The organism is Faecalicatena contorta, from assembly GCF_003149105.1.
Lineage (GTDB): Bacteria > Bacillota > Clostridia > Lachnospirales > Lachnospiraceae > Muricomes > Muricomes contortus_C.
This window is the reverse complement of the sequence record NZ_QGDS01000010.1, coordinates 47840-63820: the sequence shown is the minus strand read 5'-3', so window position 1 is coordinate 63820 and position 15981 is coordinate 47840. Positions and strand designations below refer to the sequence as shown.

Below are 15981 nucleotides of genomic sequence, written 5' to 3'. Positions count from 1 at the left end.
TAAGGGAAATTATAGTGGCAGTGGTTGGGAGTACGGGGAATATAGGCATATTTGAATAAAATATGCTGACTTAAGAGGGTTGAGAAAGGAAGGATGGCGTAAAATGAGAAAAACAAAAATTATTTGTACGCTTGGTCCGTCTACGGACAAAGATGGTGTGTTGGAACAGTTAATCCGAGAAGGTATGGATGTAGCCAGATTTAATTTTTCCCACGGGTCACATGAGGAACAGAAAAAACGTTTGGACAGCCTGAAGGAAATACGGGAACGCCTGGATAAACCGGTGGGGGCTCTTCTTGATACAAAAGGACCCGAAATAAGAATCTGTACTTTTAAGGAGGGGAGCGTACAGCTTGAGGAAGGGCAGCCATTCCTCCTGACACCGGAAGATGTGGAAGGTACCAATGAGATGGTATCCATTACCTATTCGGACTTGTACAAGGATGTAAAACCGGGAGACAGTGTTTTGATAGATGACGGGCTGGTTGGATTGAAGGTGGAGGAGATAGATGGCTGCTGCGTACGCTGTAAAGTAGTAAACGGCGGAACGATATCTAACCGCAAAGGCATAAATCTTCCTGGGGTTAAAGTGAAGATGCCGTTTATCAGTCAGAAGGACAGAGAGGATATTCTGTTTGGGATACAGGAAGGTTTTGACTTTGTTGCTGCTTCTTTTACTCGCTGCGCCGAAGATGTGAAAGAAATCAGGGGGATTCTGAATGATAATGGCGGTGCCCGTGTAAATATTATCGCTAAGATTGAAAATCAGCAGGGTGTAGACAACATCGACAGTATCATTGAGGCTGCAGACGGAATCATGATTGCCAGGGGAGACATGGGTGTAGAGATACCGCTGGAGGAGGTGCCTGTTATTCAGAAGGACATTATCCGTAAGGTTTATAATGCCGGAAAACAGGTCATTACAGCCACCCAGATGCTGGATTCTATGATGAAGAACCCAAGGCCTACGAGAGCTGAGACCACGGATGTAGCCAATGCTATTTACCAGGGCACCAGTGCAATCATGTTATCCGGGGAAACAGCGGCTGGAAAATATCCGGTGGAAGCGCTGCGGACTATGGTAAAGATTGCAGTACGGACAGAGAGTGATATTGACTACAATCAACTATTCAGTCTGCGGTGTAAGGAGATTCGTCCTGATATGACAACAGCCATATCCCATGCCACCTGCATGACTGCTATAGATCTGGGGGCAAAGGCGATTATCACAGTGAGTAAATCCGGACATACCGCCCGCATGGTTTCCAAGTACCGTCCAGGCTGTATGATTGTAGGCTGCACTCCGGACGAGCATACTTACCGCCAGTTGAACATGTCCTGGGGAGTGCTGCCTGTAATGATTCGGGAAGAGTACAGCATGGAAATCCTGTTTTTGCATGCAACGGAGGCGGCTGAGAAAAAGGGATACGTAAAAAATAAGGAAGTGGTAGTCCTGACTGCCGGGGTGCCGCTGGGCAAGCCGGGGAATACAAATCTTCTGAAATCTACAGTAGTAGGAGAATATTAGAAATACCGGAAATGAATCCGGCGGGAAAAATAGATTTTCCTGCCGGAAGCGGGGCACCAGGCAGCAGGGCATTTGCTGCGCCGGTGCCCTGTTTTTAAAAGCCGGCATACGCAGGCTTTAAACGTGCCGTAGACTGGGATATGCAGAAGATGTCTACATACAACTTTTAAATTGATGTGCACCAATTACAAGATAATACACAAGAGTTGTATGTACATTTGTGAAAGACTCCAACTTGAATTTAAGGGAGTTATATTGTAAGGTTATTTATAGAAAAGGCAATGTCAAGTTGGCGCTGAAGGGACAGGGTCTATGGCGGAAAAGAAAGCAAAATATGAAGAAATAGCTGATTGGATTATATCTGAAATGGAGCAGGGAAAACTGCAGGCAGGAGACAAGGTTTATTCAGAGCATGAACTGGTATCCATGTTTCAGGTGAGCCGTCAGACTGCACGTCATGCAGTGCTTGTTTTAGAGCAGCATGGAATTGTAAGGCGCATGAGGGGGAGCGGGACTTATGTTAATGGAAAAGATGAGAGAAAAGGCCCCGTCCGTGCCAAAACAATGCAGATTGCAGTTATGACAACTTATGTAGATGAATACATTTTCCCCAGCATGCTTAAGGAAATGGAAGGCAGATTGTCCTGTGCAGGCTATACCCTGCAAATTTCTTTTACTCACAATACGGTTGAAAAAGAAAGAATGATTTTGAGAGGTTTTCTAAAGAACGATTCTGTGGATGGGATTATTGCCGAACCGGTAAAGAGTGGGTTACCGAACCCTAACTTGGATATATACCGGGAACTGCAAAAACGAAAGATACCGGTATTGTTCTTAAATAGTTTTTATCCGGAGCTGGAGGCAGTGCATGTAAGTTTGGATGATTATCTTGCAGGAAAGTTGGTTACAGAACACTTATTGCAGTGCGGACACAGGAAAATTGCGGCAGTTTTCAAATCTGATGATGGCCAGGGCCATAAGAGGTATGCGGGATATATGGATGCTTTGATGGAATGGGATATAAAAGTGAAAGGTGAGCGGATTGCCTGGATAGATACCTGTGAACTGAAGGAAATGAAGAAGGATGGAGCGCGCTATCTGCGGCGTTTGATGGGATGCACGGCATGTGTCTGCTACAATGATGAGGTGGCAAATCAGTTGGTAGGCATCTGTAAAGAGGCGGGCATAAAGATTCCGGAAACTCTTTCTATTGTGGGGATTGACAATTCAGATTTGGCAGGGCGGTGTGAAATACCTCTTACTTCAGCACAGAATCCCGTGAAGGAAGTGGCAGGAATAGCAGCGGAGAAGATGCTGGAAATGCTGGATGGAATTAAGCCGGAGGAAAGTCTGGAGTTAAAGCCGGAGATGATTATCAGGAAATCCGTTCAGATTTTGACACAGCGGGAGGAGTTATCGACAGCGGGCTATGAAACTCATTCAGAAATCTAATTAGCACTTCAGGGTACTTTATTAAGACTATAAATTATTTAAAATGGAGGAAAATAGAATGAGCGATTTAAGTAATGTGAAAAGTGACATTATGGAAGGGCGGGCAACACTTGGAATTGAACTGGGGTCGACAAGGATTAAGGCAGTTTTAATTGGCACGGATTTTACTCCTATAGCGTCAGGCAGCCATGAATGGGAGAATAAATATGATAATGGGATCTGGACCTACGCGCTGGAGGATGTTCACAACGGACTTCAGGACAGCTACCGGAAGATGGCAGATGAGGTAAAGGAGAAGTACGGTGTCACCTTGAAGCGGACGAAAGCTCTTGGTTTTAGTGCTATGATGCACGGCTATCTGGCGTTTGACAAAGGAGAAAAGCTTCTTGTGCCTTTCCGTACATGGCGGAACACAAACACTGGGGAAGCAGCAGGTAAATTAACAGAACTATTCCAGTACAATGTACCACAGAGGTGGAGCGTAGCTCATTTATACCAGTCAATTCTGGAGGGAGATGCACATGTAAAGGATGTAGATTTCTTTACCACTTTGTCTGGCTATATCCACTGGAAAATGACTGGGCAGAAGGTGCTGGGAATTGGTGATGCTGCAGGAATGTTCCCTATTGATATTGAGAAAAAAGATTTCCATGGAAGAATGCTGGAGCAGTTTGATGCTCTTGTTGCTGACAAAGGATATTCCTGGAAAGTGAAAGATTTACTGCCAAAAGTGCTTACTGCGGGACAAGATGCCGGATGCCTTACAGAAGAGGGGGCAAGACTGCTTGACCCATCAGGGGAACTGGAGTCTGGAATACCTGTGTGCCCTCCGGAAGGAGATGCGGGAACCGGAATGGCAGCCACCAACAGTGTTGCAGTCAGAACGGGAAATGTATCCGCGGGAACCTCTGTGTTTGCCATGATTGTACTGGAAAAAGAACTTTCAAAGGTTTACACAGAGATTGATATGGTGACAACACCTTCCGGTGAGTTGGTTGCCATGGCTCATGCGAATAACTGTACATCAGACTTAAATGCCTGGGTGGGTCTGTTTAAGGAATTTGCAGAGGCGTTTGGCATGGAAGTGGATATGAACCGCCTGTTCTCACTGCTGTATAACAAGGCACTGGAAGGGGATGCTGAGTGCGGCGGACTTCTGTCTTACGGTTACTATTCCGGTGAAAATATAATAGAACTGGATGAAGGACGGCCATTATTCGTTCGTACTCCCGACAGTAAGTTTAATCTGGCCAATTTCATGAGAGTGCATCTGTTTGCGGCTTTGGGTGCTCTGAAGGTTGGAATGGATATCCTGACAAAAGATGAACATATTCAGATTGACAAGATTTTGGGACATGGAGGGCTGTTTAAGACAAAAGGAGTTGGACAGAAGATTATGGCGGCTGCCATGAATGCACCTGTGTCTGTCATGGAGACTGCGGGAGAAGGCGGAGCCTGGGGGATTGCACTGCTTGCTTCCTATCTGGTACAAAAGGAAGAGGGCGAAACCTTGGCTCACTATCTGTCCGAGAGAGTATTTGGCGGTGATGAGGGATCTTGTATAGAACCGGATGAGAAGGACGTGGAAGGATTCGAGACATTTATTGAACGTTACAAAAAAGGTCTTAGTATCGAGCAGTGTGCAGTAGAAAACCTGAATTAATAAATAGCAGATGGGAGAAGAGAAGATGCTGGAACAATTAAAGAAAGAAGTATACGAGGCAAATATGCTGCTGCCAAAGCATGGATTAGTTACCTTTACATGGGGAAATGTCAGCGGTCTGGATAAAGAGACCGGACTGTTTGTTATTAAACCGAGCGGGGTGGATTATGACCAGCTCACTCCCGGAGACATGGTAGTTATGGATTTGGACGGAAACAAGGTAGAGGGAAATTATAATCCATCTTCCGATACCGCTACTCATTTAGAATTGTATAAGGCCTTTCCTGATATCAGAGGAATTGTGCATACCCATTCCGAGTGGGCAACAAGCTGGGCACAGGCAGGACGGGGAATTCCATGTTATGGTACGACCCACGCTGATTATATGTACGGCGAAATCCCGTGCGTCAGAAACCTGACGAAAGAAGAGATAGACGAAGCGTACGAGAAAAATACGGGTGTATTGATCGTAGAATATTTTAAGGATAAGGACTATATCTCTATGCCGGCAGTACTCTGCAAGAATCACGGGCCGTTTACCTGGGGCAAAGATGCATACGATGCGGTACACAATGCAGTAGTTCTGGAAGAAGTAGCAAAAATGGCAGCAAGATGCGAACTGATAAACCCACAAGCTCTGCCTGCTCCCCAGGAATTACAGGATAAACATTACAACAGGAAACATGGGGCAGATGCTTACTACGGACAATAAAAGGAGAATATTCTGACAATGGAGCGCAAAGGGGACAGTCCCTTTTGAAAAGGGACTGTCCCCTTTACGGCACTTATCAAAAAGGAGGACTTAACAATGGAACAGAAACAGTACAAATTTTGGTTTTGCACGGGGTCACAGGATTTATACGGTGATGAGTGTCTCGCTCATGTTGCAGAGCATTCGAAGAAAATTGTAGAGGCGCTGAATGCCTCTCAGGTGATACCTTTTGAGGTGGTATGGAAACCTACTCTGATTACAAATGAGCTGATTCGAAAGACGTTCAATGAAGCAAATATGGATGAGACTTGTGCAGGTGTAATTACATGGATGCACACATTTTCACCGGCGAAGTCATGGATTCTGGGCCTTCAGGAGTACAGAAAGCCGCTTCTCCACCTGCATACCCAGTTTAACCAGGAAATTCCTTATGATACGATTGATATGGACTTTATGAATGAGAACCAGGCAGCTCATGGGGACAGAGAGTATGGCCATATTTTCAGCCGCCTTGGCATGGAGCGCAAAGTAGTTGCCGGTTACTGGGAAGATACAGCAGTGCAGGCCAGGATAGGAACATGGATGCGGACAAGTATCGGTGTGATTGAGAGCAGCCATGTCCGCGTAATGCGTATAGCAGACAACATGAGGAATGTTGCTGTTACTGAGGGGGATAAGGTAGAAGCGCAGATTAAATTTGGATGGGAAGTGGATGCTTACCCGGTAAATGAAATTGAAGCAGCAGTTGCCCAGGTTTCTCAGGCAGATATCGATGTATTGGTAGAAGAATATTATGATAAATATGAAATCCTTTTGGAAGGAAGAGATGAGAAGGATTTCAGAAAGCATGTGGCAGTACAGGCAGGAATTGAGATTGGCTTTGAAAGGTTTTTGAAAGAGAAAAATTATCAGGCAATTGTTACCCATTTTGGGGACCTGGGCAGTCTGAAACAACTTCCGGGCCTGGCAATCCAGAGACTGATGGAAAAAGGTTATGGTTTTGGAGGAGAAGGTGACTGGAAGACGGCGGCTATGGTCCGTGTCATGAAAATTATGACACAGGGTATAAAAGACGCGAAAGGAACCTCCTTTATGGAGGATTATACTTATAACCTTGTGCCTGGAAAAGAAGGAATCCTGCAGGCTCATATGCTGGAGGTGTGTCCTACAATTGCTGACGGTCCGATCAGTATTAAAGCTCAGCCTTTGAGCATGGGCGACAGGGAAGATCCTGCCCGTCTGGTGTTCACGGCGAAAGAAGGGCCTGGAGTAGCAACCTCTCTGATTGATCTGGGAAACAGGTTCCGCCTGATTATCAACGATGTCGACTGTAAAAAAACAGAGAAACCAATGCCTAAGCTTCCGGTGGCTACAGCATTCTGGACTCCTCAGCCGAATCTGCTGACAGGTGCGGAGGCATGGATTCTTGCAGGCGGAGCTCACCATACGGCATTTTCCTATGATTTGACATCAGAGCAAATGGGAGACTGGGCAGCAGCTATGGGAATCGAAGCCGTATATATTGATAAGGATACTACAATCCGCCAGTTTAAAAATGAACTAATGTGGAATTCACTGGTGTTTGGAAAATGATAAAACAAATTCAATGTGATGCAGTTGAGCTGGCAGCCAGTCTTGTCAAGATAGAAAGTACAAATCCAGGGGCCTGTGAGGGAAGGATTGGAGAATTCATTTATCATTATCTGGAGAAGGCAGGTGTGAGGCCGGAGAAATCTTTGGCTGCACCCGGCCGGTTCAATGTGCGGGCGGTTTTGGAGGGCGAGGTGAAACATCCCGCCCTTATCTTCATCTGCCATATGGATACTGTTGTAAAAGGGGACGGATGGAATGTGGAAGCCTTTGGAGGACGTATAGAAGAAGGCAGATTATGGGGCAGAGGCGCTTGTGATATGAAATCCGGGCTGGCTTGTGCCCTTAGTGTGTTTGCGGAGACTGCCGATCTGGTAAGACGGGGAGGTATGAAGCTGTCTCATTCACTAGTATTTATAGGAACTGTGGACGAGGAAGGAGATATGCAGGGCGTAGAGCAGGCTATCCTTGATAAATGGGTAACGGAAAAAGACTGGGTTGTGGACATGGAACCCACAGACGGCCAGCTTCAAATGTCACACAAAGGGCGCACGTGGTTTGAGCTGGAGGTTCAGGGGGTTACCGCTCACGCCAGTATGCCTGAAAAGGGAGCTGATGCCGTTGCGGGAATGTCGGCTATACTTACTTATATAAGAAGCAAAATTTTAAAGTGCCCGGTACATCCCGAATTGGGGCCCTCAACAGTAACCTTTGGGCAAATCCAGGGTGGGTATAGCCCCTATGTGGTTCCGGACAAATGCAAGGCGACCATCGATATGCGGCTGGTACCGCCCATGAATACGAAAAAAGCCGAAGAGATTCTAAGAACGGCCATTGAAGAAGGGAAACAGCAAGTGCCAGGTATTACAGGCAGTTACCAGATCACTGGTGACCGTCCCTGGGTGGAGACTCATCCTGAATCAACTCTTCTCAATGAATTAAGGAAGGCAATATGTGAGGCAACGGGAATGCCGCCCCAAATCAGTGCCTTTCCAGGGTATACAGACACAGCAGTTATCGCTGGAAAACTGAAAAACAGGGAGTGTATGTCCTATGGACCAGGGAGCCTGCAGCAGGCTCACAAGCCGAATGAATTCGTTCTTACCACAGAAATTGAAAGATGTCAAGAGGTTTTTCGCATATTAGTAAGAAACATGTTGACAGCAGAAAGAGCTTTGTGATATAGTAGAAAATGCGCTATTGTGGAAAGGTGTGCCATCGTAGTGACAGATTTACTGTCACATGGCTCTTTTCCTATTTACAGGAACTAATGAAGGGCGACTCGTAGCCCGCCAAAAAATATATGAGGAGTGAAACGTCAATGGAGAAAAACAGAATTCGTCCCATCACAAACGGAAAAAGTTTACGCATGAGCTATTCCAGACAAAAAGAAGTATTAGAGATGCCGAATCTAATCGAAGTTCAGAAAGACTCTTACCAGTGGTTTCTGGATGAAGGACTGAAAGAGGTATTTGACGATATTTCCCCAATCTCCGACTTCAGCGGTCACCTGAGTCTGGAATTTGTCGATTTTACACTTTGCGAATCCGATGTGAAATATACAATCGAGGAGTGTAAAGAGCGTGACGCAACATACGCGGCGCCTTTGAAGGTAAGGGTAAGACTTTACAACAAAGACAACGATGAGATAAACGAACATGAAATATTTATGGGAGACCTTCCACTTATGACGAAGACCGGTACTTTTGTAATCAATGGTGCCGAGCGTGTTATTGTAAGTCAGTTGGTGCGCTCTCCGGGTATCTATTATGGAATTGCCCATGATAAGCTCGGAAAAGAACTTTACTCAGCGACAGTCATCCCTAACCGTGGTGCGTGGCTGGAATATGAAACAGACTCCAATGACGTTTTTTATGTACGTGTAGATAGAACGAGAAAGGTGCCGATTACCGTATTAATCCGTGCACTTGGTATCGGAACAAATGCAGAAATCATCGAATTATTTGGTGAAGAGCCAAAAATCCTTGCAAGTTTCGGCAAAGATACAGCTGAGAGCTATCAGGAAGGTTTATTAGAGTTATATAAAAAGATAAGACCAGGCGAACCACTTGCCGTGGACAGCGCAGAGAGCCTGATTACAAGCATGTTTTTTGATCCGAGACGTTATGATTTAGCGAAGGTTGGACGATATAAGTTCAATAAAAAGCTGGCGTTGAAAAACCGTATCAAGGGGCAGCGGGTGGCAGAAGATGTTGTCAGCCTTCTGACAGGCGAAGTAATTGCAGAAAAGGGAACTGTGATTACAAGAGAACTGGCAGATAATATCCAAAATGCGGCAGTACCATACGTTTGGGTAGAAGGCGAGGAAGAATCCCGCAATATCAAGATTCTTTCTAATATGATGGTAGATTTGCAGGCAATTGTGGACATTGATCCAAAAGAGGTAGGAGTGACAGAACAGGTATATTATCCTGTACTGGAAGGGCTTCTGGAGGAAAGTGCCGGCGACATTGAGGAGTTAAAGCGTTTAATCAGCCGGGACATCCATGATTTGATTCCTAAGCATATTACAAAGGAAGACATTTTGGCTTCCATTAATTATAATATCCATTTGGAATATAGAATGGGCAATGATGACGATATTGACCACTTGGGCAACAGACGTATCCGTGCGGTAGGAGAACTTCTTCAGAACCAGTACAGAATTGGTCTGTCCAGGTTGGAAAGAGTAGTCCGTGAAAGAATGACAACACAGGATCAGGAGGGAATTTCTCCCCAGTCGCTGATTAACATTAAGCCGGTTACAGCAGCGGTTAAGGAGTTCTTTGGCTCCTCCCAGCTTTCACAGTTCATGGATCAGAATAATCCGCTTGGTGAGCTGACACATAAGAGACGTCTGTCTGCATTGGGACCGGGAGGTCTTTCCAGAGACCGTGCCGGATTCGAGGTGCGTGACGTTCATTACTCCCATTACGGAAGAATGTGTCCGATTGAGACACCTGAAGGTCCTAACATCGGTCTGATTAACTCTCTTGCTACCTATGCAAGAATCAATGAATACGGCTTTGTAGAAGCACCGTACCGTAAAGTAGATAAAACTGATCCGGAGAATCCGATTGTTACTGAGGATGTTGTCTATATGACAGCAGATGAAGAAGATAACTATCACGTTGCACAGGCCAATGAACCCCTGGACGACATTGGACATTTCGTTCATAAGAATGTATCCGGCCGTTACCGTGAGGAGACACAGGAATATGAGAGAGGCAAGTTTGATTTCATGGACGTTTCTCCTAAGATGGTGTTCTCTGTTGCAACAGCCCTGATTCCTTTCCTGGAAAACGACGATGCTAACCGTGCGCTGATGGGATCAAACATGCAGCGTCAGGCGGTGCCCCTTCTTACGACAGAAGCACCGGTTGTAGGAACAGGTATGGAAGTAAAAGCAGCCGTAGACTCCGGTGTCTGCCTGGTGTCCGAGAAAGCAGGTGTGGTTGAGCGTTCTACATCTACCGATATTACAATTAAGCATGATGATGGGTCAAAGAAGACTTATAAATTAACAAAGTTTTTGAGAAGTAATCAGAGCAACTGTTATAACCAAAGGCCGATTGTTGACAAGGGTGAGCGGGTAGAGGAAGGACAAGTAATTGCAGATGGTCCGTCTACTTCCAGCGGCGAGATGGCACTTGGAAAGAACCCATTGATTGGTTTCATGACATGGGAAGGATATAACTATGAGGATGCTGTACTGCTGAGTGAAAGGCTGGTACAGGATGATGTATATACATCTGTTCATATTGAAGAATATGAAGCAGAGGCACGTGATACAAAGCTGGGACCGGAAGAAATCACAAGAGATATTCCGGGAGTTGGTGATGATGCACTGAAAGATCTGGATGAAAGAGGTATTATCCGGATTGGTGCGGAAGTCCGTGCAGGAGATATTCTGGTTGGCAAGGTGACTCCGAAGGGAGAAACAGAGCTGACGGCAGAGGAAAGACTGCTACGTGCAATTTTTGGTGAGAAAGCCCGCGAGGTAAGAGATACCTCCCTGAAAGTACCTCATGGTGAGTATGGTATTATTGTGGATGCAAAAGTGTTTACCAGAGAGAACGGTGATGAGCTTTCTCCTGGTGTGAATCAGGCAGTCCGCATTTATATTGCACAGAAGAGAAAGATTTCTGTTGGTGACAAGATGGCCGGACGTCATGGTAACAAGGGTGTTGTTTCTCGCGTGCTTCCGGTGGAGGATATGCCTTATCTTCCGAACGGACGTCCTTTGGATATCGTTCTGAATCCGCTGGGTGTGCCTTCCCGTATGAATATCGGACAGGTACTGGAGATTCATCTGAGCCTTGCTGCAAAAGCGCTTGGATTCAATATTTCCACACCGGTCTTTGACGGGGCAAACGAGATTGATATTATGGACACTTTGGACTTGTCAAGTGATTATGTAAACCTGGAGTGGGAAGAATTTGTAAAGAGACATGGTGATGCATTGCTTCCGGAAGTTCTTCAGTATTTATCTGATAACAGGGAGCAGAGAAAACTGTGGAAGGGCGTTCCGCTTTCACGTGATGGTAAAGTTCGTCTGCGTGACGGACGTACCGGTGAATTTTTCGACAGTCCGGTTACAATCGGACACATGCATTATCTCAAGCTTCATCACTTGGTAGACGATAAGATCCATGCCCGTTCTACAGGTCCTTACTCACTTGTTACACAGCAGCCGCTGGGCGGTAAAGCACAGTTCGGAGGGCAGCGTTTCGGAGAGATGGAGGTTTGGGCACTGGAGGCTTATGGTGCATCTTATACACTGCAGGAGATTTTGACCGTGAAGTCCGATGATGTTGTGGGACGTGTAAAGACCTATGAAGCAATTATCAAAGGCGAAAATATCCCGGAACCAGGTATTCCGGAATCCTTCAAGGTTCTGTTAAAAGAGCTTCAGTCACTGGCCCTGGATGTACGTGTGCTGCGTGATGACAATACAGAAGTGGAGATTATGGAAACGGTAGATTATGGTGAGACCGATCTGCACTCCATTATTGAAGGAGACAAAAGATATCGTGATGAGAATGAATCCTACGGGGACCAGGGATTCACGGAACAGGAATTTGTTGGGGAAGAACTTGAAAATGTGGAACCGGAGGATGATGATTTCGAAGATGAAGAAATCGTCTTTGACGAATTGATGGACGATGAAGAATAGGAGGAGCCATATATATGCCAACAAGTAATAATGAACAACAATTTCAACCGTTAACTTTTGATGCAATCAAAATCGGTCTGGCTTCACCGGATAAAATTATGGATTGGTCAAGGGGAGAAGTTACAAAGCCTGAGACCATCAACTATAGAACACTGAAACCTGAGAAAGACGGACTTTTCTGCGAAAAGATTTTCGGACCAAGCAAAGACTGGGAATGCCACTGCGGAAAGTATAAAAAAATCCGCTATAAAGGTGTGGTCTGCGACAGGTGTGGTGTTGAAGTGACAAAGGCCTCTGTACGCCGTGAGCGTATGGGGCACATTGCCCTGGCGGCGCCGGTATCCCATATTTGGTATTTTAAGGGGATTCCAAGCCGTATGGGACTGATTCTGGACATTTCCCCCAGAACATTGGAGAGAGTTCTGTATTTTGCTTCTTATATCGTACTGGACAAAGGGGAGACCAGCCTGCAGTATAAGCAGGTGTTGTCTGAAGCTGAGTATCAGGAAGAAAAGGAAAAATGGGGTTATGGTTCCTTCCGTGTAGGAATGGGGGCAGAAGCGATTCAGGAGCTTTTGCAGGCCATTGATTTAGAGAAAGAGTACGCAGAGCTGCAGGCTGGGCTGACGAATGCCACAGGGCAGAAGCGTGCGAGAATTGTGAAACGCCTGGAAGTTGTAGAAGCATTCCGTGAATCCGGCAACAAGCCGGAATGGATGATTCTGTCTGCAATTCCGGTTATTCCGCCAGATCTGCGTCCCATGGTACAGTTGGATGGAGGACGTTTTGCAACCTCTGATTTGAATGACTTATACAGAAGAATTATCAATAGAAATAACCGTCTCAAAAGGCTGCTGGAGCTGGGAGCACCGGATATTATCGTCCGCAATGAAAAGCGTATGCTGCAGGAAGCAGTAGATGCTTTGATTGATAACGGACGCCGCGGACGTCCGGTAACAGGCCCTGGAAACAGAGCGTTGAAGTCTCTTTCTGATATGCTCAAAGGTAAATCAGGACGTTTCCGTCAGAATCTTCTGGGAAAACGTGTTGACTATTCAGGACGTTCTGTTATCGTCGTTGGACCGGAGCTGAAGATTTACCAGTGCGGTCTGCCGAAAGAGATGGCAATTGAGCTGTTCAAACCATTTGTTATGAAAGAACTGGTAGCCAATGGAACAGCACACAATATTAAAAATGCAAAGAAAATGGTGGAGAGACTTCAGCCAGAGGTGTGGGATGTACTTGAGGAAGTAATCAAGGAACATCCGGTTATGCTGAACCGCGCCCCTACGCTGCACAGACTGGGTATCCAGGCATTTGAGCCGATTCTTGTAGAAGGTAAGGCTATTAAGCTGCATCCGTTGGTATGTACTGCTTACAATGCCGATTTTGACGGAGACCAGATGGCTGTCCATGTGCCGCTGTCCGTAGAGGCACAGGCAGAATGCCGTTTCCTGCTGCTTTCACCTAACAACCTGCTGAAACCCTCTGATGGTGGTCCTGTTGCCGTTCCTTCTCAGGATATGGTACTTGGTATTTACTATCTGACCCAGGAAAGACCAGGGGCAAAGGGCGAAGGAATGCTCTTTAAGAATGTGAATGAGGCGATTCTGGCTTATGAGAACGAATATATTACGCTGCATTCCAGAATTAAAGTGCGCGTGACGAAGACAATGCCGGATGGAACTGAGATATCAGGAATTGTTGAGGCTACGCTGGGAAGGCTTCTTTTCAATGAAATTATCCCTCAGGATTTGGGATTTGTAGATCGTGAGCTGGAAGAAAATGCACTCTTGCTGGAAGTGGATTTCCACGTAGGCAAGAAGCAGCTGAAACAGATTTTGGAAAAGGTTATCAATACCCATGGTGCAACGCAGACAGCAGAAGTGCTGGATGACGTAAAGGCAATCGGTTATAAATACTCTACAAGAGCAGCTATGACTGTATCCATTTCAGACATGACCGTACCGCCTGAAAAGCCGCAGATGATTGAAGAAGCGCAGAACACAGTTGATAAAATCACAAAGAACTACAAACGTGGTTTGATTACAGAAGAAGAGCGTTATAAGGAAGTTGTTGAGACATGGAAGGCAACCGATGATAAGCTGACAGAAGCCCTTCTGTCCGGTCTGGATGAATACAATAACATCTTTATGATGGCGGATTCCGGAGCCCGTGGTTCCGACAAGCAGATTAAACAGCTTGCAGGTATGCGTGGTTTGATGGCTGATACAACAGGACGTACAATCGAGCTTCCTATTAAGTCCAACTTCCGTGAAGGTCTGGATGTACTGGAGTATTTCATGTCTGCTCATGGTGCACGTAAGGGTCTGTCTGATACGGCTCTTCGTACAGCCGATTCAGGATATCTGACCAGACGTCTGGTTGACGTATCCCAGGAGCTGATTATTCATGACAGCGACTGCCAGGAAGAAGGGAAAGAGATTCCGGGAATGTTTGTTAAGGCATTCATGGACGGAAATGAAGAGATTGAAAGTCTTCAGGAGCGTATTACAGGACGCTTCTCCTGCGAAGACATTAAGGATAAAGACGGTAAGCTTATTGTAAAAGCAAACCACATGATTACACCAAGACGTGCAGAACAGGTCATGAAAAAGGGTGTAGATGAAAAAGGCCAGTCATTGGATAAGGTGAAAATCCGTACCATGCTTACATGCAGATGTAAGAATGGTGTATGCTCCAAGTGTTATGGTGCAAACATGGCAACGGGCGAAGCTGTCCAGGTCGGTGAAGCTGTTGGTATTATTGCAGCACAGTCCATCGGAGAACCGGGTACACAGCTGACCATGCGTACCTTCCATACAGGTGGTGTTGCCGGTGACGATATCACCCAGGGTCTTCCCCGTGTTGAGGAGCTTTTTGAGGCAAGAAAGCCGAAAGGTCTTGCTATCATTACTGAGTTTGCAGGTACAGCAGTAATCAGCGACACAAAGAAGAAACGTGAGATTATTGTAACAAATAATGAGACCGGAGAATCTAAAGCATATTTGATTCCGTACGGTTCCCGTATTAAAGTACAGGATGGTGCAAAATTAGAGGCCGGTGATGAGTTGACAGAAGGTAGCGTGAATCCTCATGATATCCTGAAAATTAAAGGTCTTCGTGCCGTTCAGGATTACATGATTCAGGAAGTACAGCGTGTATACCGTCTGCAGGGTGTTGAAATCAACGACAAGCATATCGAAGTCATCGTGCGTCAGATGCTCAAGAAAATCCGCATCGAGGAAAGAGGAGATACAGAATTCCTGCCAGGAACTATGGTGGATGTACTAGATTTCACTGGGACCAACGAACAACTTGAAGCAGAAGGAAAAGAGCCTGCAGTGGGCGAACAGATTATGCTTGGTATTACGAAAGCATCCCTTGCAACAGATTCCTTCCTGTCAGCAGCGTCCTTCCAGGAAACAACCAAGGTACTGACAGAGGCTGCAATCAAGGGTAAAGTGGATCATCTGATTGGCTTGAAGGAAAATGTTATCATTGGTAAGCATATTCCGGCTGGTACCGGTATGAGAAAATACCGCGATGTAAAATTAAGTACAGAACTGGAAATGGATGATGAGATTGACTTTGAGGAAGAAATAGACCTTGAAGAAGAACTGGTTATCGAAGAAGAATAGAAGTATTATATAAACAAAGGTAAGGATGTCCCCGGGAAATGGGGGCATCTTTTTTATGTAATAGAAAAGTGCTTCTATTACATAAAAACCCTCCGGGGGATTGCACTGGATTGGCAAAGAAGATGTTATTAACACAACACAACCCAGCGAGAGAATCTTGCAAGCAAGATTCCTTCTTATTTTATAGCTTGACAAAAATAAAGAGAATGTGAAAGAATT

At 45.7% G+C, this 15981-nt stretch carries 8 protein-coding genes; all 8 read left to right on the top strand.

Annotated elements, in window-relative coordinates; genetic code table 11:
* Positions 1–103: 103 nt before the first annotated feature.
* The 8 genes from pyk to rpoC all read left to right on the top strand — a co-directional run bounded on the left by pyk (position 104) and on the right by rpoC (position 15762).
* Entirely contained in the window at positions 104–1528 is a 1425-nt protein-coding gene (gene pyk / locus A8805_RS15310; protein WP_109712702.1) for a pyruvate kinase, read from the top strand.
* A 312-nt stretch (positions 1529–1840) separates the two neighbouring features.
* Positions 1841–2980 carry a GntR family transcriptional regulator gene (locus A8805_RS15305; RefSeq protein WP_109712700.1) on the top strand — a complete coding sequence of 380 codons (1140 nt, stop codon included), beginning with the start codon at positions 1841–1843 and terminating at the stop codon, positions 2978–2980.
* A 58-nt stretch (positions 2981–3038) separates the two neighbouring features.
* Complete coding sequence (locus tag A8805_RS15300; RefSeq protein ID WP_109712698.1) at positions 3039–4643, top strand: xylulokinase; 1605 nt, start codon at positions 3039–3041, stop codon at positions 4641–4643.
* Positions 4644–4668: 25 nt separating this feature from the next.
* Positions 4669–5355, top strand: a complete 687-nt coding sequence (locus tag A8805_RS15295; RefSeq protein ID WP_109712696.1) for an L-ribulose-5-phosphate 4-epimerase — start codon at positions 4669–4671, stop codon at positions 5353–5355.
* A gap of 96 nt (positions 5356–5451) precedes the next feature.
* Complete coding sequence (araA, locus tag A8805_RS15290) at positions 5452–6948, top strand: L-arabinose isomerase (protein WP_109712694.1); 1497 nt, start codon at positions 5452–5454, stop codon at positions 6946–6948.
* Positions 6945–8126, top strand: coding sequence for a M20 family metallopeptidase (locus A8805_RS15285; protein WP_109712692.1), 1182 nt, complete (start codon positions 6945–6947; stop codon positions 8124–8126). The genes araA and A8805_RS15285 overlap by 4 nt, the downstream gene beginning before the upstream one ends.
* Before the next feature lie 140 nt (positions 8127–8266).
* Positions 8267–12121 (top strand): DNA-directed RNA polymerase subunit beta, encoded by a 3855-nt coding sequence (locus A8805_RS15280; RefSeq protein ID WP_109712691.1) that lies wholly within the window; start codon positions 8267–8269, stop codon positions 12119–12121.
* 14 nt (positions 12122–12135) lie between these two features.
* The gene (gene rpoC, locus A8805_RS15275; protein ID WP_109712689.1) at positions 12136–15762 is read left to right on the top strand and encodes a DNA-directed RNA polymerase subunit beta'; all 3627 of its coding nucleotides are present in this window, start codon (positions 12136–12138) and stop codon (positions 15760–15762) included.
* The last annotated feature ends 219 nt before the right edge of the window (positions 15763–15981 follow it).